This is a genomic window from Streptococcus suis (assembly GCF_046032115.1).
GTDB lineage: Bacteria > Bacillota > Bacilli > Lactobacillales > Streptococcaceae > Streptococcus > Streptococcus suis_AJ.
On record NZ_JARQOZ010000004.1, the window covers coordinates 34,884 to 55,753 of the forward strand.

The window sequence follows — 20,870 nt, forward strand, 5'->3', positions numbered from 1 at the left end:
TTGAAGATTTGTGAAAAAAATATCTTTATGTAAGAAAAAATACAGAAAATATGATACAATGGTAAAGTAAATATAATTTAAGGAGTTCTTATCTAATGGCAAAATTGACTGTTAAAGATGTAGAATTGAAAGGCAAAAAAGTTCTTGTTCGCGTGGACTTCAACGTGCCTTTGAAAGATGGCGTTATCACTAACGATAACCGTATTACAGCAGCTCTTCCAACTATCAAGTATATTCTTGAGCAAGGTGGACGTGCAATTCTTTTCTCTCACCTTGGTCGTGTGAAAGAAGAAGCTGACAAAGAAGGTAAATCATTGGCTCCTGTAGCAGCTGACTTGGCAGCTAAATTGGGTCAAGATGTTGCTTTCATCGCAGGTGCTACTCGTGGTGCTGAATTGGAAGCAGCTATCAATGCTTTGGAAGATGGACAAGTTCTCCTTGTTGAAAACACTCGTTTCGAAGATGTTGATGGTAAGAAAGAATCTAAAAACGACGAAGAACTTGGTAAATACTGGGCTTCACTTGGTGATGGTATCTTCGTTAACGATGCATTTGGTACTGCACACCGTGCACACGCATCAAACGTTGGTATCTCAGCAAACGTAGAAAAAGCAGTAGCTGGTTTCCTTTTGGAAAACGAAATTGCTTACATCCAAGAAGCTGTTGAAACTCCAGAGCGTCCATTTGTGGCAATCCTTGGTGGTTCAAAAGTATCTGATAAGATCGGTGTTATCGAGAACCTTCTTGAAAAAGCGGACAAAGTTCTTATCGGTGGTGGTATGACTTACACATTCTACAAAGCTCAAGGTATCGAAATCGGTAACTCACTTGTAGAAGAAGATAAGCTTGATGTGGCAAAAGCACTTCTTGAAAAAGCTAACGGTAAATTGATTTTGCCAGTTGACTCAAAAGAAGCTAACGCATTTGCTGGATACACTGAAGTTCGTGACACTGAGGGCGAAGCAGTTTCAGAAGGCTTCCTTGGTCTTGACATCGGTCCTAAGTCAATCGCTAAGTTTGACGAAGCTTTGACTGGTGCAAAAACAGTTGTTTGGAATGGACCTATGGGTGTATTTGAAAACCCAGACTTCCAAGCTGGTACAATCGGTGTAATGGACGCTATCGTGAAACAACCAGGCGTGAAATCAATCATCGGTGGTGGTGACTCAGCAGCAGCTGCTATCAACCTTGGCCGTGCAGACAAGTTCTCATGGATCTCAACAGGTGGTGGCGCATCAATGGAACTCCTCGAAGGTAAAGTGCTTCCAGGACTTGCAGCTTTGACTGAAAAGTAAAAATTACGACGAAAAGAGTTGGGTTACCAACTCTTTTCTGCATTTCTTGGGATAATGGGTTCATTTTACTTAAAATCATGTTAGAATAGAGATATGTTTAAAAAATATGCATTTGATCCGAAAAAGTTTAGATTGGGAATGCGGACCTTTAAATCCGGTCTAGCTGTTTTTTTAGTTATAGTGCTTTTTGGTTATATGGGCTGGCAGGGTATTCAGATTGCTGCCTTGACAACGGTCTTTAGCCTGCGTGAAGACTTTGACCAAAGTGTGCATTTCGGCACTTCTCGTGTATTAGGAAATACTATCGGTGGTTTCTATGCCTTGATTTTCTTTTTGCTAGATAGATTATTTTCTAATCATTTCTGGGTAACTGCAGTATTTGTCCCCATCTTTGTCATGTTGACTATTATGACCAATGTGGCTATGAATAACAAGGCTGGGATTATTGGTGCAGTCTCTGCCTTGCTTATTATTTCTTTGTCGATCCCTGCAGGTGATACAATCCAATATGTTTTTATACGGGTATTTGAAACATTTATTGGCGTTTTTATTGCAATTCTGGTCAATTATGATTTGAATCTTTTGAAAAAACGGTTTCAAAAGAATTGATGTCATAAAATCTAACATAGCCTATTGACCGATATAAGAATTTCCCCTATAATAGTGAGCAGAAAGGAGTTCATTATGAGAGAAAAAGAGTTTCGTCGTTCCTTAGCCATCTTTCCGATCGGTAGTGTGATGAAGTTGACAGATTTAACTGCTCGTCAAATTCGTTACTATGAAGATCAAGGCTTGATTAAGCCCGATCGCAACGAAGGGAATCGTCGCTTGTATTCTCTAAACGATATGGACTTACTTTTAGAAATCAAGGATTTTCTGGATGAAGGTTTGAATATTGCTGCGATTAAGAAGGAATATGCAAATCGGGAAGCGAAAGCTAAGGTCAAAAAACAGCAGAAAACCTTGACTGATGAAGATGTCCGTCGTATCTTACATGATGAATTCAGTCGTCAGGGACGATTTTCAAGTCCTAGTTCCATTTTCCGTTCGTCGTAATTAGCTTTTAAAATAGAGGAGAAAAATAATGACATTCACAGTGGCAGATATCAAGCGCGATATCAAAGAGAAAAACGTTACCTTCCTACGTCTTATGTTTACAGACATCATGGGAGTGATGAAAAACGTAGAAATTCCAGCAACTGATGAGCAGGTCGAAAAGGTTTTGTCAAATAAGGTCATGTTTGATGGTTCATCTATTGAAGGATTTGTTCGTATCAATGAATCAGATATGTATCTTTACCCAGACTTGGATACATGGACTATCTTCCCTTGGGGTGATGAAAATGGCCGTGTAGCTGGCTTGATTTGTGATATTTATACAACAGATGCTAAGCCTTTTGCTGGTGACCCACGTGGAAATTTGAAGAAATCGCTTCGTCACATGGAAGAGGCAGGTTTCTCTTCATTCAACCTTGGTCCAGAACCAGAATTCTTCCTCTTTAAGATGGACGAACAAGGAAATCCAACGCTTGAAGTAAATGATAAAGGTGGTTACTTTGACCTCGCACCAACGGACTTGGCTGATAATACACGTCGCGAAATCGTCAATGTCTTGACAGAGATGGGCTTTGAAGTTGAAGCGAGCCATCACGAAGTGGCAGTAGGTCAGCATGAAATTGACTTCAAATATGCGGATGTCTTAAAAGCTTGTGACAATATTCAAATCTTCAAGTTAGTTGTTAAAACAATTGCTCGTAAGCATGGTATGTATGCGACATTTATGGCCAAGCCTAAGTTTGGTATTGCTGGCTCAGGTATGCACTGCAACATGTCACTCTTTGATAAGGATGGGAATAATGCCTTCTTTGATCCAGAAGATCCTCGCGGTATGCAGCTGTCTCAAACTGCTTACCATTTCCTTGGTGGTTTGATTAAGCATGCTTATAACTATACTGCTATTACAAACCCGACAGTGAACTCTTACAAGCGTTTGGTTCCAGGCTTTGAAGCTCCTGTGTATATTGCTTGGGCTGGTAAAAACCGCTCACCATTGGTTCGCGTACCTGCATCACGCGGAATGGGAACTCGTTTGGAATTGCGCTCGGTTGATCCAACTGCCAACCCATATTTGGCTATGGCAGTGCTCTTAGAAGTTGGTTTGTCAGGAATTGAAAATAAAATTGAGGCTCCAGCGCCAGTTGAATCTAATATTTATGCCATGTCTGATGAAGAACGTCGAGAGGCAGGAATTACAGATCTTCCTTCAACACTTCACAATGCTTTGAAGGCACTTCGTAAAGATAAAGTTGTTCGTGCAGCTCTAGGTGATCATATCTATACTAACTTTGTAGAAGCCAAGAAAATTGAATGGGCAAGCTACGCAACTTACGTTTCCCAATGGGAAATCGACAACTATTTGGATATGTATTAAAAAAATGGTCCAGTGGACCATTTTTTCACGAGTCCGGAAATTGGAAAACGAGTAATGGTCCGGTGGACCATTTTTTCATGAGTTTGAAAACCAGATAGCGAATTGGGAGTGGGAAAGAACTCGACTAAGTCAAAAAGAGTTCGTCTTCCCACCCCCGCACAGTTGATTAGGTTAGATTTGGAGTGTGAAACACGAACAAATCTGCCAATCAACCACTGCGCTGAGATGTTGACACGAACACTGAGAAGTGGGCCAGGGCTTTTTGTCCAGCCTCTTGTTCATGAGCTTGAAAATTAGAGAGCGAGTAATGGTCCAGTGGAGTGAAGTAGTCTGGGAAGAGACTATTTCAGCTTGAGCTCAGAAATAGCAGGACGAGAGGATGGACATGAGCTTGAAGACGGTCTTTTTCAAGCTGGGTTATCTTGTTATACTCAATGAAAATCAAAAGTAGCCTAGGAAACGAAGCCGAAGATAGAACTGGAGTTCATCAAGGCAAGTTGACAACGGATAATTTTGATTTTCGAAGAGTATTAATATAAAATAAATACCAGAGGTTTTACCTCTGGGATTTTAGTGTGTTATCGGTCAGGCGTCAGAATCATTGGGATAATGATTGGCTCACGTTCTGTTTTTTCGTATAGGAATGGTCGTAGGGCGTTGACGATGGCACCGTTGACCGTTTGGATATTGGCATCTTTGTTGCGCATGGCAATTCGGATAGCATTGAAAAGGACACGTTGACTCTCACGGATCAGATCACCAGATTCACGCATGTAGATAAAACCGCGGCTGAGAATATCTGGACCTGCCAGAATCATCTTGGACTTGAAGTCAACAGTTGCGACTGCAAGGACGACCCCGTCTTCAGATAGGTCACGGCGGTCTTTGAGGACAGCTGCGCCGATTTCACCGATACGGTTTCCGTCCACATAGATGTCCTGAGCGTTGAAGTGCCCTGCTATGCGGGCAGAATCCTTAGTCAATGCTAGGACATCGCCGTTTTCCATGATGAAGATGTTGTCTTTTGGCACGCCTGTATCAACTGCCAGACTAGCATGGATTTTTTGCATGCGGTATTCACCATGGACAGGCATGAAGTATTTTGGTTTGATCAGGCGGAGCATGAGTTTTTGCTCTTGCTGACCGCCGTGCCCAGAGGTATGGATGTTGTTAATCTTACCATGAATGACGTCAACACCGGCTTCAATCAAGATATTGATCAGCTTGTTAACACCTGTGGTATTTCCCGGAATAGGACTGGACGAGAAGATAACTGTGTCACCCGGCTGGAGTTGAACCTGACGGTGAGTACCGTGGGCGATGCGAGATAGGGCAGCCATTGGCTCCCCCTGGCTACCTGTACAGAGAATCATGATCTCGCTGGCAGGGTATTCTTTGATTTCGTTTGGCTCGATGAAGGTATCCTTAGGCACCTTGATGTATCCGAGCTCGATACCGTTAACAATGGCTTTTTCCATGGAACGTCCAAAGACAGCGATCTTGCGTCCGGTCTTAACCGCTGCATCCGCAGCTTGTTGGAGACGGAAGATGTTGGAGGCAAAGGAAGCAAAGATGATACGTCCATGGATACCTTCAATCAGTTTCATAATGGACTGGCCGACCACTTTTTCCGAGTTGGTGAAGGTTGGGACTTCAGCATTTGTCGAGTCGGAGAGGAGGCAGAGAACGCCTTCTTCACCGAGGGCAGCCATGCGGTGAAGGTCTGCTGGCTCGCCAACTGGAGTGAAGTCGAACTTGAAGTCACCGGTACAGACGATTTTTCCTTGAGGGGTATCAACGACGATACCAAGTGGTTCTGGAATGGAGTGGGTGGTGCGGAAGAAGCTGACCTTGAGGTGCTTGAAAGTCAACTCAGTCTTATGATTGATTTCATGCAAAGTCGCATCACGGAGTAGTCCGTGTTCTTCCAATTTGCCACGGATAAGGGCGAGGGCTAATGGACCTGCATAGATTGGGACATTAGCTTGCTTGAGCAAGAAGGGAATGCCTCCGATGTGGTCTTCGTGCCCGTGGGTAATGACCAGACCTTTAACACGGTCTAGGTTTTCAACGATGTAGGAGTAGTCTGGGATAACGTAGTCGATACCCAATAGGTCATCTTCTGGGAACTTGATACCGGCATCGACGATGAGAATTTCATCCTTATACTCGATACCGTAGGTATTTTTCCCGATTTCTCCCAAACCACCGATGGCGAAAACGCCAACTTCATGAGGTTTTAGATTGACTGATGACATGGATTAAAACTCCGTAATTTTGAAATCTGCGTGCTCTTTCTCGTATTCGAGGTGCTTATCAGAGAGAAGGTCTACAAATTCGACATTGTAGGCTGGGAATTTGGTTTCAACTAGTTCCTTCACTTTGATGCGTCCCTCTCGCTCAGAAGTTGCATCCACTTCCACATAGAGAACTTGTGTTTGTTCACGGCGTGGGCTGGTCTTTGTTTCTTGATAGAATACTTTATAAATCATGTGTAGTATAGTTCCTTTCTTTTTGACTGGCAACTATGAAAAAAGCCCCAAACAGTTGGGTCTGTTTGGTAATGCCTATTCAATTTTCTCGAGTTGTCAAATTATTCAGTCTAAATGTACTCTTCATTATACCATAAAATATGCTGATGGTAAAAGGGTTTGGTAGGAAAATGGAAAAGTGTTATGGTTTTCAGAAATTAGAGCTTAATTGATAGAATAATAATGTAAATTGACAAAAATATATTTGGATATTATAATAAATGTAAGCGGATTTTCAATGCATCAAGAAAGGAGATGAGCCATGGGTACAGTACCACAAATGAATTTAGGCGAATTTTACAGGGAACTCCGTCGTTCCCGCTTGGTCAAACAAAAGGATGTTGTCGGTGGAGACTTTACAGCAGCTCAGCTATCACGCTTTGAATCAGGGAAATCCATGTTGGCAGCGGATAAGTTGATACTGGCAGTTGAAGGGATTAACATGACCATGGAGGAGTTCACCTACAAATACCATGGATATAAAGAAGCGCCCCATATTGAGCTGGCTAATCTGATTTCAGATTTGTATTACCGACAGGATAGGGATGGGCTAGAGGCTTTGTTGGAGTCAGACCTCTTGAAAGCTGAGGGCGAACTCTATGCTCGGTTAAATGGAATAGTCATCAAGGTGGCGCTGGCTGCCTTAGATGGACGAACTGATTTTGACGAGGAGGATAGGAAGTTTCTCTCAGATTATCTCTTTGCTATTGAGGAGTGGACAAGTTTTGAGCTTTATCTATTTATGAATGCACAGATGTTGTTGAATAATCGGATGTTATTGTATTTTGCTCATGACTTATGTAAGGAAGAAAAATCTTTTAATAAACTTAGGAAACATCAGGAACTTATAAAATCTACGTTACTCAATACGATTTCGGAATTATTTGATAGAGGAATATACTCTCAAGTTTCCTATTACTTAGATAAAATGGAGTCTATGATTAGTTTTAAAGATACCTTTGTAAAGATAATGGCTCGCTATTATCGTCTGCTATTGGACTATATCGAAAATGGTCGTTCAGACAAAGAAAAAGAGATAATCGAAACCTACATTCAATCTATACAGGAATTGATAGATGATCAGACAGCTTCGATTATCCGGGTTCATTTTTTAAGATTTGAGTCTTAAAAATAAGAAGTTAGGAGAATGGGGACAGGATTGGATAATGGGTCAATAACGATTGGAATTGATAGCAACAAAGCGAGTACAATAATTGATATATTCTTTTACATAGAACGCACCTCTTTTTCTTTTTAGTATAGCACAACATTTTATTTGTTAAAATGACTTACATATTTGTAAGTTTAAAAAATTGACTTACAGATTTGTAAGTGGACTTTATTTCGTTTTGAAGATGATACAATGTAGATGTACTATAAAAAGATAGGAGTAGTCTTATGAAAAAGAAGTTCTTAGCAGTTACTATGCTGTTTTCATTGGTTTTTCCAGCTTCTTTAGTGTTTGCTGAGTCTCATGGAGACCACTCTAGTCACGGAGACCATTCTGAGGCTGTTGTTATTAGTGAAATGGCTGAAGGTCAGTTGATTGTGGAGCAACAAATAGAGGTTGCAGCACAGACGGAGCCTCTATATAGTTTTGAAGAAATCTTAGATCTACCAAATGAGGCTTTTCCGAATGCGACTCCTGATGAGGTGGAGAGTATTAAAGGTATGATTGAAGCCACTATGGATTACAATCATTCTGATATGAAGGTACCGTTATCAATGGTATATATTGATAAGACCGCAGAAAATTCAGATGCAATTCTTTCAGGCGGTGGTCTTCCATACTGTTTAGATAATAATGGTTGGGGATACCAAAATTTTATTACCTCAGATTGTAACATAGCTATGGCAGTTGTTAGCCAATGTGTTTATGAATCTATCATTAAGAATCCCAATTTGCGTTACTGTAGAGCGGATTTATATAGAAATTGTTCTCCTAGGATTGGTCACAGTCCATATTGGCATAGACATTAATAAATGTGTTTGTATAAAATTAGAAGGAGTTGCAGGTTGATTCAAAAAATACTAAGACTGTTTGGGCTTGTTAGTTGTCTTCTTGCCTTGGTTTGTGCGGTGGTATTTAGAGAGGGGCTGGTTTCCAATCCACTTGGTCAATTTTCGGGTTTTCCACTTAACCACCAGCATACAGGTTGGGGAACATCGCGTTATTATCCCAACATTGATCCGACAGCAAAGCCGACTCAGGAGGTCAGAGTTGCTATCATTGACTCTGGTATAAGGGAAGAAGCGGTAGATGAGTTTTATGTTGAGGATATGCAAGTTTTTTCCACTTCAACCTCTGTCTTTGATACCATTGGTCACGGGACAAAGATTGCCAGTATCATTGGTGCTAAGAATAATCATGTGCTAACGCTGGGATTGAGCCCGGAAGCAAGATTGTTTTCCTACAAGGTAACGGATGATGACGGGACGATAAAAAATGACTACCTTGTCAAAGCTGTTCAGCAGGCTATTGAAGATCATGTTGATGTTGTGAATCTGAGTATGGTGGTGACCAATCCAAGTAAAGAATTGGAAGATGTGGTTGAAGCCTACCTTCAACAAGGTGGCTATATGGTTGTCCCAGCTTATGATTTGAAAAAGGTAGAGGCCCTAAACCCTCTTTTGACGATTGAAGGGGTTGTCTCCGTAGGTACCTACAATGAATTTTTTACGTTATTGAATCCGCAGGAAGAGATTGCTTACTACGCACCGTACTCTCAAGAAACGCTGTCAATGGAAAACAGGATTGTACGAAGCGAGGGTTCCTCTTTTAGCACGGCCTTTGTTTCGGGGACAATTGCCCACTTGCTCTCCGTCGGACAAACCGATGCAGAAATCACCAAGCAACTAGATGACTTTTTTAGTGCACGGTCTGTGAAGAGCAAGCAGTCTCCATTGTTGGCTGGTTATGAAACGCATCAAGCTTTGGTAAATAACAGCTACACAGTGCTCTCTCTATCTCTGATAGGTCTTCTTGTTTTCCAGACAATCCTAGGGATACTCACCGCGAGAAAAGAGAGTGAGGTGCGGGGTGCTTATATGCGGTACATCGTTGTAACGGACGTGTTACTGGTTATTCTTGCCTTGTTAATTTTGCCGACTCAAATGTGAGGTGTTAGATGGAATTAATTTCAATTGTGTTCGTTGTCCTTATTGTTGGAGTTCAAGTCTATTTTTCGACAAGGTACTTTGCTAAGGCTACTTCCAAGCTACAAAAAGGATTTGTCGTCGTAACGTCCCTCTTTCAAATTGTATTTTCAATCTGGTTGATGCTGTTTGTTACACTGGGATATTTCGGTAGTATTCATTTTTGATGAGATTTTTTTGCCTCCTATACTCATAGGAGGTTTTCTATATTTGAAAAATTCCCCAAGTTAGCTTACAATAGAGAGTAGCATTGTAAGGAAAGAGAAACTTATGAAAATACTAGCTTTAGACAGCTCCAACCAAGCCTTGTCGGTGGCCTTGGTGGAGGACGGTCGTTTGCAGGCGGAAACCCTGCTGGCCGTCAAGAAAAATCATAGTATCAGCCTCATGCCTGTGGTCGATTTTTTGGTGGCACAGGTGGGCTGGACGCCCAAAGACTTGGAGCGGATTGTGGTCGCTCAGGGACCTGGCTCCTACACGGGTCTGCGGGTGGCGGTGGCGACTGCCAAGACCTTGGCCTACACCCTCAAGATCGACTTGGTGGGGCTATCCAGTCTTCAGTCTCTGGTTCCGTCCAGCCTGACGGGTCTGGTGGTTCCCCTCATCGATGCCCGCCGTAACTGCGTCTATGCAGGTGTTTATGAAAATGGCAGAGCAGTCGAGGCAGACCGCTACTGGTCTTTTGAAGACTTGCTATCTAGCCTGTCTGGCAAGGCAAACATCACCTTTGTCGGAGAAGTTGAGAACTTTAAGGAGCAAATCGAGCAAGTTCTGCCAACTGCCCAGTATCAAACCAGTCTGCCGTCTGCCTATCAGCTGGCGGTGCTTGGTCAAGACTTGCCAGCGGCAGATGTCACCAGCTTTGAGCCCAACTATCTCAAACGAGTAGAGGCAGAGGAGAACTGGCTCAAGGACAACAAAGCTGGCTCAGAAAGTTATATCAAACGTGTATGATAGAGATTAAACACTACGACGGTCAGGAAAATCTGGCAGAGGCTGTTTTGGCAGTTATGCAGTCGGTCTATGACCAATCTCCATGGACCTTGGAACAGATTGCCTCTAGCATGGCTAGTCAGGATGAGGACTACTATCTGGCCTATGAGGGTCAGGAGCTAGTCGGTTTTTTGGCTGTGCAGACGGTGCTGGATGAAATGGAAATCTTGCAGATTGCTGTCAAGACTGATTTTCAGAGGTTGGGAATCGCCAGTCAACTGATGGCTGCTGTGATGGACTGGGATGGGGATATCTTCCTCGAAGTGAGGGAGTCCAATAGGGTCGCTCAGGCCCTCTATGCACGCCAGCATTTTACCAAAATAGGAAAACGAAAAGACTACTACCGCCATCCTGTCGAGGACGCGGTACTAATGAAGAGAGAACGGAATGAAAGATAGATTGATTTTGGCGATTGAGACTTCGTGTGACGAGACTTCGGTGGCTGTTTTGCGAAATGATGCGGAGCTTTTGTCCAATGTCATTGCTAGCCAGATTGCCAGCCACCAGCGGTTTGGTGGGGTGGTGCCTGAGGTGGCCAGCCGTCACCATGTGGAAGTGATTACGGCCTGCATCGAGGAGGCCTTGTTGGAGGCGGAGGTGACGGCAGAGGACCTGACGGCTGTGGCTGTGACCTATGGGCCTGGCTTGGTCGGTGCTTTGCTGGTCGGGATTTCGGCTGCCAAGGCCTTTGCCTGGGCTAATGGCTTGCCGCTCATTCCTGTCAACCATATGGCAGGGCACTTGATGGCGGCACGGGCGGTCAAGGAGTTGGAGTTTCCCCTCTTGGCCCTCTTGGTCAGCGGTGGGCACACGGAGTTGGTCTATGTGTCAGAGGCGGGTGACTACAAGATTGTCGGTGAAACGCGAGATGATGCGGTCGGCGAGGCCTACGATAAGGTGGGGCGGGTCATGGGTCTGCCCTATCCAGCTGGTCGGGTCATTGATGAGTTGGCACATGAGGGGCAAGATATTTATGACTTCCCTCGGGCTATGATTAAGGAGGATAATCTGGAGTTTTCTTTCTCAGGTTTGAAATCCGCCTTTATCAACCTCTACCACAATGCCCAGCAGAAAGGGGAAAGCTTGTCCAATGCGGACCTGTCAGCCTCTTTCCAAGCTTGTGTTATGGACATTCTCATGGCTAAGACCAAGAAGGCCTTGGAGCAATACCCTGTTAAAACCTTGGTCGTAGCGGGCGGTGTGGCAGCCAATCAGGGCTTGCGAGAGCGGTTGGCGGCTGAAATCACGGATGTGGAGGTCATCATTCCCCCGCTTCGCCTCTGCGGTGACAATGCAGGCATGATTGCCTTGGCAGCCGTTAGTGAATACAATAAGAAAAACTTTGCTGGTTGGGATTTGAATGCCAAACCAAGTCTAGCTTTTGAGAATTTGTAAAGAAAATTTTGTACATACCTAGAAACGAACTCATCACATTTTGTGGTGGGTTACTTTTTTCATTTGTGGTATACTATATATAGAAAAGTTTTTTCATTTGATTTCGAATAAAGTAAGTAGAGACAAAAAAACGGGCTCTACCACGAAAAATCAAATGAAAGGATGTGGTATATTGAGACATACCCTATTAAAACCAACACAAGATACGGTTGCCAAGAAAATTTTTCAAAACACGGAAGTGACCAAGGCCTTTATTTCAGATATTTTGGACTTGCCTGTTCAAGAAGTGGAACTGCTGGACGGTCATCAGATTCGTCTGCCAAATGATGATTTACCCAAGGGCTTTTACACTGTGACCGACATTCTAGTCAAGCTGGACGACGGGACCCAAGTAGTCATTGAAATCCAGATTGCCAAGCAAAAGACTTTCGTCAATCGTTTGTGGGCCTACATTTGTACGCAGGTGCATGATAATGTTGAAAAAATTCGGCAAGAATACGGCCACACCCACTTCACACACGAGAGAATTTACCCCGTTTACGGTATCGCTCTCTTGGAGAAAAATTATTTCGAGGATGATAAGCCCTTCCACATTTTTTCTTTGCGTGAAGAGGAGACCAATGAAGAGCTGACAGTCAAACCCAAAAACAGCTCCAAACAGCACGGTCTCTTGAAAATGGCTTTTCTGGAGTTAGAAAAATATCAGCCCGAAACCATTTCCGATTACGATGTCAAAAAATGGTTCGAGTTTTTCGGCAACCGAGATTTTACCATTCAGCCTGACAAGATTATCTCCCAGGCAGAACACGCCTTAGACTTTACAATCTGGACAAAGGAGGAACAAGACATGTGGGATAAGCAAATAGATAGCCTTGAGGTTAGTTATGCTACACTGATGACAGCATTAGAAGACGGATTTGAAGAGGGGTTGGAGCGAGGTCGTGAAGAAGTTCAAATCACCTCTGCTCGTAATTTCTTGAGGTCTGGTTTTCCAGCGGACGCAATAGCTGAAAATCTAAACCTCCCCCTCGATCGTGTTCTCCAACTTCAAAGCGAGTTGAACACAAACGCCTAACTAGAGAATTTTTTCATTTGATTTCGAATAAATAAGTAGAGACAAAAAACTGGCTCTATCACGAAAAATCAAATGAAAGGATGTGGTATTTTGAGACATACCCTATTAAAACCAACACAAGACACGGTTGCCAAGAAAATTTTTCAAAACACGGAAGTGACCAAGGCCTTTATTTCAGATATTTTGGACTTGCCTGTTCAAGAAGTGGAACTGCTGGACGGTCATCAGATTCGTCTGCCAAATGATGATTTACCCAAGGGCTTTTACACTGTGACCGACATTCTAGTCAAGCTGGACGACGGGACCCAAGTAGTCATTGAAATCCAGATTGCCAAGCAAAAGACTTTCGTCAATCGTTTGTGGGCCTACATTTGTACGCAGGTGCATGATAATGTTGAAAAAATTCGGCAAGAATACGGTCACGGTCACACCCACTTCACACACGAGAGAATTTACCCCGTTTACGGTATCGCTCTCTTGGAGAAAAATTATTTCGACGACGATAAGCCCTTCCATGTTTTTTCTTTGCGTGAAGAGGAGACCAATGAAGAGCTGACAGTCAAACCCAAAAACAGCTCCAAACACCACAGCCTCTTGAAGATGGCATTTCTGGAGCTAGAAAAATACCAACCCGAAACCATTTCTGACTACGATGTCAAAAAATGGTTCGAGTTTTTCGGTAACCGAGATTTTACCATTCAGCCTGACAAGATTATCTCCCAGGCAGAACACGCCCTAGACTTTACAACCTGGACAAAGGAGGAAAAAGACATGTGGGATAAGCAAATTGATAGCCTTGAGGTTAGCTACGCCACTTTGGTGACTGCACAGGAGGAAGCACGAGAAGAACTTCAAATCACCTCTGCACGTAATTTATTGTTAGCTGGAGTTAATATTGATATCATATCGAACAGTTTAAACCTCCCTCTCGAGCGAGTTCTTCAACTTCAAAGTGAGTTGAACGCAAATAGCTAACATCTGCTCTCCATATAACCCGAAACCATTTCCGATTACGATGTCAAAAAATGGTTCGAGTTTTTCGGCAATCGTGACTTTACCATTCAACCCGACAAGATAGAACATGCCCTGAAATTTACAGAATCTATCAACTCCCTCGGAAACTGCTTATTTCGAGGTTTTTTGTGTTTTGTACTAGTATAGCCAGATGAATCAAAAACAGGACGCATCTATGTTTGTAAATTTGAGAATCCTACAGTTATAGTCGTTTAGTTTTCTTTTAGTACAAGGCAACGAGCTGCAGGCTGTACTGGAGTGCGGCAAAGCGAGTTAACGAAGTAATCAAAGATAAACTAAATGACTATATTTTGGGAGTGGGCTACTGATACGATAACCTAAAACTGTCCCTTTCTTAATTCAATCCCCTGTATTCACCATAACCAACCTCGATATGTAAAGATATAAAAGTATACAACTTACATATATATCCAACCACCAACATCCTTCCCTTATCTGAACCAATATATCCATGCCCCTTTTTCTACTCAAACATACATATCCAAGCGACACCATCTTTTCCACTCCCACCTATACCTCCATGATCTCACCCTTTTGTAGATACTCATATATCCAAGTCTCCATCATCAACACACAACTCCTAAATCTCCCGGCACTCTTCTTGGACATATATATCAAAGCATCTACCTGTCCCTCCATCCGTCAATACATATCCATGCACCACCACCCCGCTCCACCCCTCTGCTAGCATATATATATGCAACACCATTCTTCTTCTGCTTAAACGCATACATCCAATCACCACCCCCCTCTCTCTCCTTCCTACATGGAGCTCCGACCCTTCTTGTTCGCTCTTTTTTGGAAAATACACAAAAGAATACAGAAAACATTCGGAAAACGATGTTAACCACCCAAGAAAACAAGACACCCATTTTCAGAAAAATAACATGAAAACGCGCTCAGAAAACCAAGTCAAATTCTAACTGTAAAATTTTTACAAAAAAAGTTAAAATACACGAGAATTCCAAGCATTTTTCTTGCTTTTTCAGATATAATTGTGCTATAATTTAATCGTTATACTTATGTAGATTTTTGCAGAGCAATTGTTACTGATGACCGACAAACCATGTTCGGAAATGAGCATACCGCAGAAGATACCTCCCCTGCTAACTTTTTAAAGCAGGGGGGGGTATTTTTGTTTGGCTTAAAGTATGATGATATCCTAATAGCTACACATAGTATAACTTATTATAATATTGGAGGAAATTCATGTCTAGTAAAGATATGTTTAGAAAGGAACAACGTTTTTCTTTTCGTAAGTTTAGCTTTGGTTTAGCTTCGGCGGTCATTGCTAACGTGATTTTTGGAGGAGCAATCGCAAGTAGCCCTATTGTGCATGCGAACACAGCAGAACCGACATCAACAGTTGTACCAAGCGAGCGGTTAGCCTCAGTGTCCTACACAGTAAATGTGGTGGATCAAGCAGGCACAGTTATCAATACGCAAACAAAAAATGTTTCAGTTCAAACAACAGAAGCAACAGCCGTAGCAACCGCTAATTTGACAACTGATCTTGTCCCAGAAGGGTACGCACTTGTATCAGGTTTGGGTCAAGAAACAGTTACTGAAAATGCTGAAAATGTATTTACAGTTGTCGTTGAGAAAGCAACTTCAGAAGTAGCATCAACTGAGGATTCGGCAGCAGTTTCAGCATCTGAAACCTCGACAACGGCAGCAACTTCAGAAGAGACATCAACAGCGACTTCTGAAACAGTAAGCTCAACAACTGTAGCAGCATCTGAAACTTCAACAAAAGCAACTTCAGAAGTAGCGAATACTGCTGCGGTTGCTGCAGCAGCCGCTGAGACAGTTCCTAACAAAACAGAACGTACAGCATACCTTAGCTACATCACGCATTACGTCAATGAAGCAAACGAAACTGTTGACAGAAGAGGTCACCTTGTAGCTGTAACAACGACTGATGATACTGCTAAAAAACAAGTAACAGTTTCAGCATCTGAGAATATGCCTTCTGGTTACGAATTGGCTCAAGATAAGGCAGAAGTGGTTCTTCAATTGGTTGAAAAACAAACAAACGTCTTGGTATTTGCTGTTACCAAAAAATCTAAAGAAGAAGAGATTGCAGAATCACAATTGTCAAACCGTGATGTCTTGATGCGATTGTCTTTAGAAGCAGACTTACTTGCGGACGAGGCACTACGCCAAGTAGCGAAAGAGCAAGCCGGTAACACTGCCCTTGAAACAGCTGCTAACGATACAAAAGCCGCAGCAACAGCAGCTAACCAAGTCTTGGCAAATGCAGCTGCAACAGAAGTAGAACTCGATGCCCAAATCGACACAGTACGCACAAGCACACAAAACCTTGCGGCTGAAATGTTGAAAGTCGATAAAGATGGAATCTTGACGGCGATGTTGGATGCGACTCAAGTGTCACGCCCAGATAGCTACTCAGAAGTTGGTACTGAGGCAGGTCCTTTCCACCAAAATAAACCGAATCTTACGAGATATCTCTTTGTCTTCGGTACTTCAGAGGGAGATACTGAAGATGCCTGGGGAGCGAAAGGAACACCACCAGTTGCTGATAAAATAAATGCATCACGTGCTCTTGTACCTGCAGGAACAATCACAAATATTGTCTATAATGACGGTACTAGTAACCTTACCAATGGCACTTTGGGAAGTAACTTGACAATGGACACTGATGGCTTCCTTAACGGTTCATACAACCATACAGCAGGTGGTGCTTACACTCGTAAGTTACTTGTGACTACTGATACAGGTACTCAAAGAAGTAATGACTTCACAACCTATGCTTACACGGATAAAGCATCTAGCGAACCAGTTAAGAAATTGGAAGGCCAAACATTAACTCAGGATGAAGTATTTGGCAAGATGGCAATCGCTACTACAAGTACGCGTTTCCCAAATACTGGTAAAAACATTCCAACAGTTCCTACTGATGAATACACTCGTACAATCGTAGGTTACCGTCTTGTAACTGAAGATGCCTATGGTAACGTTACAAAGGGCGAACTTGTTGAACAAACTGACCTTGCTCAATTCCCAACTGACAAAGACTACCAAGTTAAAGTTAAAACAACCAACGTTTATGGTCAAACTATCTACAACTGGGTAAAAGTTGATTACAACTTGAAAGCAACTATCCCTACAATTGGTGATCTTCCTAATAAAGTGAATGATCAGTATGTGAATGCTAAGGAAACCGATCCCAAAGCCTTTCGTGTCGTACATGTTTTTGGTAATGTTACAGGGACTACAGAAACTGGAGTAAATGGGGAAAAAGCACCAGTTATCGATCCTACTCAAGCAACCAAAACCTTCCCAATCACAGACCCAGAAAATGATACCGTAACGATTACATATGATATTCCAGCAGACATTAAAACTTATGATTTGGATGACCCAAGTGCAACAACTTACAATAATAACAGTACTGCTAAATTAGCACATTTGGATGAACCAATGGCAAAAACTGCTACCCTTACTCAAGACGGTCATTTAACAGGGCGTTTCCCATGGTCAGCAGGTGATTTAGTTGGTCGTCGCATTATCGTAACAGATGCAGCTGGTAATGTTACTAAGAGCAATCCATTCTATATTGTTACTTATACAGATAAGTTGAAAGACACCACCGCTCTAACGGTGGCCACTGCTTCTGATTTGACTAAGGCAGCAATTGAAAACAAGTTACTTATTGATACAATCACTCATAGATCTTCAAATGATAACCTCACTGTTGACCCAAGCAACTACACTCGTACCATTGTAGGCTACCGTGTGGGAGATGCGGTGACAGAAGTTCAAAATGAAGATTTGTCAAACTTCCCTCGTGGTACGGAATACCATGTTAAAGTCAAAACAACCAATGTTTACGGTCAGACCATCTACAACTGGGTACCAGTAAACGATACACGTACAGTTGGAATTGATAAATCAGACCTTTATGCCTTTAACAACTCACCTATTCAAACAGTGTCAGCAGGTACTTATGAAGCAGATGGTGTCAATAAAGTCAAAGTAGTGACTGTTAAGGATAAAGACGGTGTAGCTGCATTTACTTACTATCAAACTCCAAGCAATGTAGTAGCCCCAATTAATGGCATTGCACTTACGAAACAAGATAATGCAACAGATGGAACAATAGAAGGTTATGCTTCAGGTGTACCATCAGTTGATATTCAAGGTGCATATAGTCGCTCATTCCAAGTGACAGATACTAACAATAATACCGAGGTTGTATTTGCTAGTCCAAATCGCCAAGTTTCTACCATTTTAGATACTAAAGTGACTGGTGATGTAACAAAAGAAGCTGGACAAACTCCAACCAAAGATGAAATTTTTGATAAAATTCAGGTATTGACAAGTGCAAACCGACAACCGGTTGTGGTACCGTACAGTGAAAATGGTATCTTCCGTAGAGATTTGGCTCCAGGACAAACTCTTCCGACAGCACCAGGTGAACATAATGTTGTTGTTCGTGTTGTAACAGCATCAAACGTCTACAAAGATGTTACTGTTAAAGTGATAATTGAAGCTTATAAGGATGTTTTGGAACCAGCAGCAGATGAAAATACTAGCTTGGTACCTGGAAGTGGCAATGCTGCGACACAACCAATCGTTATCAATGATGCTACAGGTACTGCAACAACTGCACCTGCAGGCACAACTTATGCGGTTGATCCAACCTTCCTTGCTGTGAAAGAAGCACTTGGTTACACAATTACAGTAGATGCGAATGGAAATGTATCTGTAGTAGCACCTGCTGGTCAAGAATCGGACATTGCTGTTCCTGTAACGGTGACTTACCCAGATAAGACAACAGATTCAGTGAGCGTACCGTTCAAGGTTAACCAAAAAGACACGGCTCAGTTGAAAGCGAAAGAAGCAATCGACAAGAAATTGGCTGACGAAACGAAAGCCCTTGAAGATAAGAAGAATGCTGAAATTGCAGCTATCACCAACAATCCTGACTTGACTCCAGATCAAAAAGATGCGGCAGTTAAAGACATCACGGATGCAGCTGAAATTGCTAAGAAAGCATTGAACGATGCAGCTGGTGTTGCTAAAGATAATGTTGATGCAGCAACTACTCCTGAAGAAGCAAAAGCAGCACAAACTGCAGGTGAAACTACTCTAGCTGATCTAGAAAATGGTGCAGAAGCGGCTCTTGACTTGATTACTGCTAAGGCAGAAGCGAAAGATGCTATTGCTGACAAGTTAGCGGATGAGGTCAAAGAACTCGAAGCGAAACAAGCAGAAGCAGAAAAAGCTATCGATGCGTCAACTATGACACCAGAAGAGAAAGACGCAGCTAAGAAAGCTCTCCAAGATGTTGTAGATGCAGAGAAAGCTAAACTTGAAGACGCAGCTAAGAAAGCGACAGATGCAGTTGATGCAGCGACAACTCCAGCAGATGTTAAAGCAGCTGAAATTGCAGGTGAAACTGCCTTGACAGAAGCAGGTAAAAAAGCTGAAGAGCCAATCGACTTGATCATTGCTAAGACAGCAGCAAAAGATGTTATTGCTAACAAGTTGGCAGATGAGATCAAAGACCTCGAAGCGAAACAAGCAGAAGCAGAAAAAGCTATCGATGCGTCAACTATGACACCAGAAGAGCAAGACGCAGCTAAGAAAGCTCTCCAAGATGTTGTGAATGCTGAAAAAGATAAGCTTGAAGACGCAGCTAAGAAAGCGACAGACGCAATTGATGCAGCACCAACTCCAGCAGATGTAGCAGGAGCAACCAAAGCAGGTCAAGATGACTTGACAGAAAAAGGTTCAGAAGCTGAAAAAGCTGTTGAATTGGCTAAGGACAAAGAGTTAGCTAAAGAAGCTATCCGCACAGAAGCAGAAGAAGCTACTAAAGCAGCAGAGAAGCTTACTGATGATGCGATTAAAGCTATCAATGACAATCCAAACTTGTCAGACGCTGAGAAACAAGCAGCAATTGATAAGGTAAATGAAGCAACAGAGGACGCATTGAAAGCTATTGCTGATAATGCTAAGACAGCTACAGAAGCAGCTGAAAATGCACAAGCACTTGCAGACCTTGAAACAGCTAAGAAAGCTCAAAAAGATGCTGATAAAGTAGCAATTGACACTGCTACTCCACTTGTTGATGCGGCAGTTCTTGAAGCAGCGAAACAAGATGCATTGAACAAACTTGAAGATGATGCTGCCAAAGCTAAGGAAACTATTGCTGCAAATCCAAACTTGTCTGATAAGGAAGTAGACAAAGCCCTCGCAGACCTTGAAAAAGATCTTGCTAAAGCTAAGGATGCTGTTAATGCTGCAACGACTCCAGAAGCAGTTCAAACAGCTGAAGACAAGGGTGTAGATGTTATCGCAAGCGATGTTCTTGATGCAGCTCAATTGGATGCTCTTAACAAGCTTGAAGATGATACAAAAGAAACGATTGCAGCTATCGAAGCAAATCCAAACTTGACAGAGGACGAGAAAAAAGCAGCAATCGCTAAGGCAGAAGACCTTGCTGACGACGCTAAATCTGACATTATGACTGCTGAGACACCAGAAGCAGTTCAAGCAGTGGAAGAGAAAGCTGATAAGGATCTTGCTAAAGAAGAGCTTAAAGCAGCCACAGATGATGCTAAGAAAGCAATCGATGCCAACCCTAACTTGACACCAGAAGAGAAAAAAGTTGCTAAAGATGCATTAGATGCAGAAGTGGCAAAAGCTACCGATGCTATCGATAAAGCAGCAACACCAGCCGATGTCAACACAGCAACTCTTGCAGGTGAAAAAGCCGCAGCTAAAGCAGAAGTTGCAGCCGCAGCCGACGATGCTAAGAAAGCAATCGATGCCAACCCTAACTTGACACCAGAAGAGAAGCAAGTTGCTAAAGATGCATTAGATGCAGAAGTTGCAAAAGCTACCGAAGCAATCGATAAAGCAGCAACACCAGCTGATGTTAACACCGCAACTCTTGCAGGTGAAAAAGCCGCAGCTAAGGCAGAAGT

At 42.6% G+C, this 20,870-nt stretch carries 15 protein-coding genes; 13 read left to right on the forward strand and 2 right to left on the reverse strand.

The window, feature by feature from the left end:
* The first annotated feature begins 95 nt into the window (after window positions 1-95).
* The 4 genes from P7J36_RS02435 (at window position 96) to glnA (ending at window position 3,726) form a co-directional block, all read left to right on the forward strand.
* The gene (locus P7J36_RS02435; protein WP_014637337.1) at window positions 96-1,295 is read left to right on the forward strand and encodes a phosphoglycerate kinase; all 1,200 of its coding nucleotides are present in this window, start codon (window positions 96-98) and stop codon (window positions 1,293-1,295) included.
* A gap of 93 nt (window positions 1,296-1,388) precedes the next feature.
* Entirely contained in the window at window positions 1,389-1,904 is a 516-nt protein-coding gene (locus P7J36_RS02440; RefSeq protein WP_099811449.1) for an FUSC family protein, read from the forward strand.
* 75 nt (window positions 1,905-1,979) lie between these two features.
* Complete coding sequence (locus tag P7J36_RS02445; protein WP_408551189.1) at window positions 1,980-2,351, forward strand: MerR family transcriptional regulator; 372 nt, start codon at window positions 1,980-1,982, stop codon at window positions 2,349-2,351.
* A gap of 28 nt (window positions 2,352-2,379) precedes the next feature.
* Window positions 2,380-3,726, forward strand: coding sequence for a type I glutamate--ammonia ligase (gene glnA, locus P7J36_RS02450; protein WP_398582482.1), 1,347 nt, complete (start codon window positions 2,380-2,382; stop codon window positions 3,724-3,726).
* A gap of 578 nt (window positions 3,727-4,304) precedes the next feature.
* On the opposite strand, the gene rnjA is transcribed toward glnA, so the two are convergent.
* Both rnjA and P7J36_RS02460 read right to left on the reverse strand, forming a co-directional pair.
* Window positions 4,305-5,984 (reverse strand): ribonuclease J1, encoded by a 1,680-nt coding sequence (gene rnjA, locus P7J36_RS02455; RefSeq protein ID WP_408551190.1) that lies wholly within the window; start codon window positions 5,982-5,984, stop codon window positions 4,305-4,307.
* Between the two features lie 3 nt (window positions 5,985-5,987).
* Window positions 5,988-6,218 carry an RNA polymerase epsilon subunit gene (locus P7J36_RS02460; protein ID WP_398581717.1) on the reverse strand — a complete coding sequence of 77 codons (231 nt, stop codon included), beginning with the start codon at window positions 6,216-6,218 and terminating at the stop codon, window positions 5,988-5,990.
* Window positions 6,219-6,519: 301 nt separating this feature from the next.
* Here P7J36_RS02460 and P7J36_RS02465 point away from each other — a divergent pair, with 301 nt between their 5' ends.
* From P7J36_RS02465 to P7J36_RS02505, 9 genes are all read left to right on the forward strand, one after another.
* Entirely contained in the window at window positions 6,520-7,386 is an 867-nt protein-coding gene (locus P7J36_RS02465; protein ID WP_408551191.1) for an Rgg/GadR/MutR family transcriptional regulator, read from the forward strand.
* Window positions 7,387-7,655: 269 nt separating this feature from the next.
* Window positions 7,656-8,237, forward strand: coding sequence for a hypothetical protein (locus tag P7J36_RS02470; protein WP_024377814.1), 582 nt, complete (start codon window positions 7,656-7,658; stop codon window positions 8,235-8,237).
* A 36-nt stretch (window positions 8,238-8,273) separates the two neighbouring features.
* The gene (locus tag P7J36_RS02475; RefSeq protein WP_073259261.1) at window positions 8,274-9,377 is read left to right on the forward strand and encodes a S8/S53 family peptidase; all 1,104 of its coding nucleotides are present in this window, start codon (window positions 8,274-8,276) and stop codon (window positions 9,375-9,377) included.
* 306 nt (window positions 9,378-9,683) lie between these two features.
* Window positions 9,684-10,367, forward strand: coding sequence for a tRNA (adenosine(37)-N6)-threonylcarbamoyltransferase complex dimerization subunit type 1 TsaB (gene tsaB, locus P7J36_RS02480; protein WP_408551192.1), 684 nt, complete (start codon window positions 9,684-9,686; stop codon window positions 10,365-10,367).
* On the forward strand, window positions 10,364-10,804 hold the full coding sequence (rimI, locus tag P7J36_RS02485) for a ribosomal protein S18-alanine N-acetyltransferase (protein WP_408551194.1): 441 nt from the start codon (window positions 10,364-10,366) through the stop codon (window positions 10,802-10,804). The genes tsaB and rimI overlap by 4 nt, the downstream gene beginning before the upstream one ends.
* Window positions 10,794-11,801 carry a tRNA (adenosine(37)-N6)-threonylcarbamoyltransferase complex transferase subunit TsaD gene (tsaD, locus tag P7J36_RS02490; protein ID WP_408551195.1) on the forward strand — a complete coding sequence of 336 codons (1,008 nt, stop codon included), beginning with the start codon at window positions 10,794-10,796 and terminating at the stop codon, window positions 11,799-11,801. The genes rimI and tsaD overlap by 11 nt, the downstream gene beginning before the upstream one ends.
* A 172-nt stretch (window positions 11,802-11,973) precedes the next feature.
* Complete coding sequence (locus P7J36_RS02495) at window positions 11,974-12,876, forward strand: Rpn family recombination-promoting nuclease/putative transposase (protein WP_408551196.1); 903 nt, start codon at window positions 11,974-11,976, stop codon at window positions 12,874-12,876.
* A gap of 90 nt (window positions 12,877-12,966) precedes the next feature.
* Window positions 12,967-13,851, forward strand: coding sequence for an Rpn family recombination-promoting nuclease/putative transposase (locus P7J36_RS02500; RefSeq protein ID WP_408551197.1), 885 nt, complete (start codon window positions 12,967-12,969; stop codon window positions 13,849-13,851).
* A gap of 1,269 nt (window positions 13,852-15,120) precedes the next feature.
* Window positions 15,121-20,870, forward strand: a 5,750-nt coding sequence (locus P7J36_RS02505; RefSeq protein ID WP_408551198.1) for a DUF1542 domain-containing protein, incomplete at its 3' end; no start/stop codon positions are given.

Bases quoted from the DNA above. Each gene is read 5' to 3' on its own strand.
- P7J36_RS02465 (WP_408551191.1), top strand. From the start codon at position 6,520: ATGGGTACAGTACCACAAATGAATTTAGGCGAATTTTACAGGGAACTC.
- P7J36_RS02460 (WP_398581717.1), bottom strand. From the start codon at position 6,218: ATGATTTATAAAGTATTCTATCAAGAAACAAAGACCAGCCCACGCCGT.
- P7J36_RS02440 (WP_099811449.1), top strand. From the start codon at position 1,389: ATGTTTAAAAAATATGCATTTGATCCGAAAAAGTTTAGATTGGGAATG.
- P7J36_RS02470 (WP_024377814.1), top strand. From the start codon at position 7,656: ATGAAAAAGAAGTTCTTAGCAGTTACTATGCTGTTTTCATTGGTTTTT.
- tsaB (WP_408551192.1), top strand. From the start codon at position 9,684: ATGAAAATACTAGCTTTAGACAGCTCCAACCAAGCCTTGTCGGTGGCC.
- glnA (WP_398582482.1), top strand. From the start codon at position 2,380: ATGACATTCACAGTGGCAGATATCAAGCGCGATATCAAAGAGAAAAAC.
- tsaD (WP_408551195.1), top strand. From the start codon at position 10,794: ATGAAAGATAGATTGATTTTGGCGATTGAGACTTCGTGTGACGAGACT.
- P7J36_RS02435 (WP_014637337.1), top strand. From the start codon at position 96: ATGGCAAAATTGACTGTTAAAGATGTAGAATTGAAAGGCAAAAAAGTT.
- rimI (WP_408551194.1), top strand. From the start codon at position 10,364: ATGATAGAGATTAAACACTACGACGGTCAGGAAAATCTGGCAGAGGCT.
- P7J36_RS02445 (WP_408551189.1), top strand. From the start codon at position 1,980: ATGAGAGAAAAAGAGTTTCGTCGTTCCTTAGCCATCTTTCCGATCGGT.
- rnjA (WP_408551190.1), bottom strand. From the start codon at position 5,984: ATGTCATCAGTCAATCTAAAACCTCATGAAGTTGGCGTTTTCGCCATC.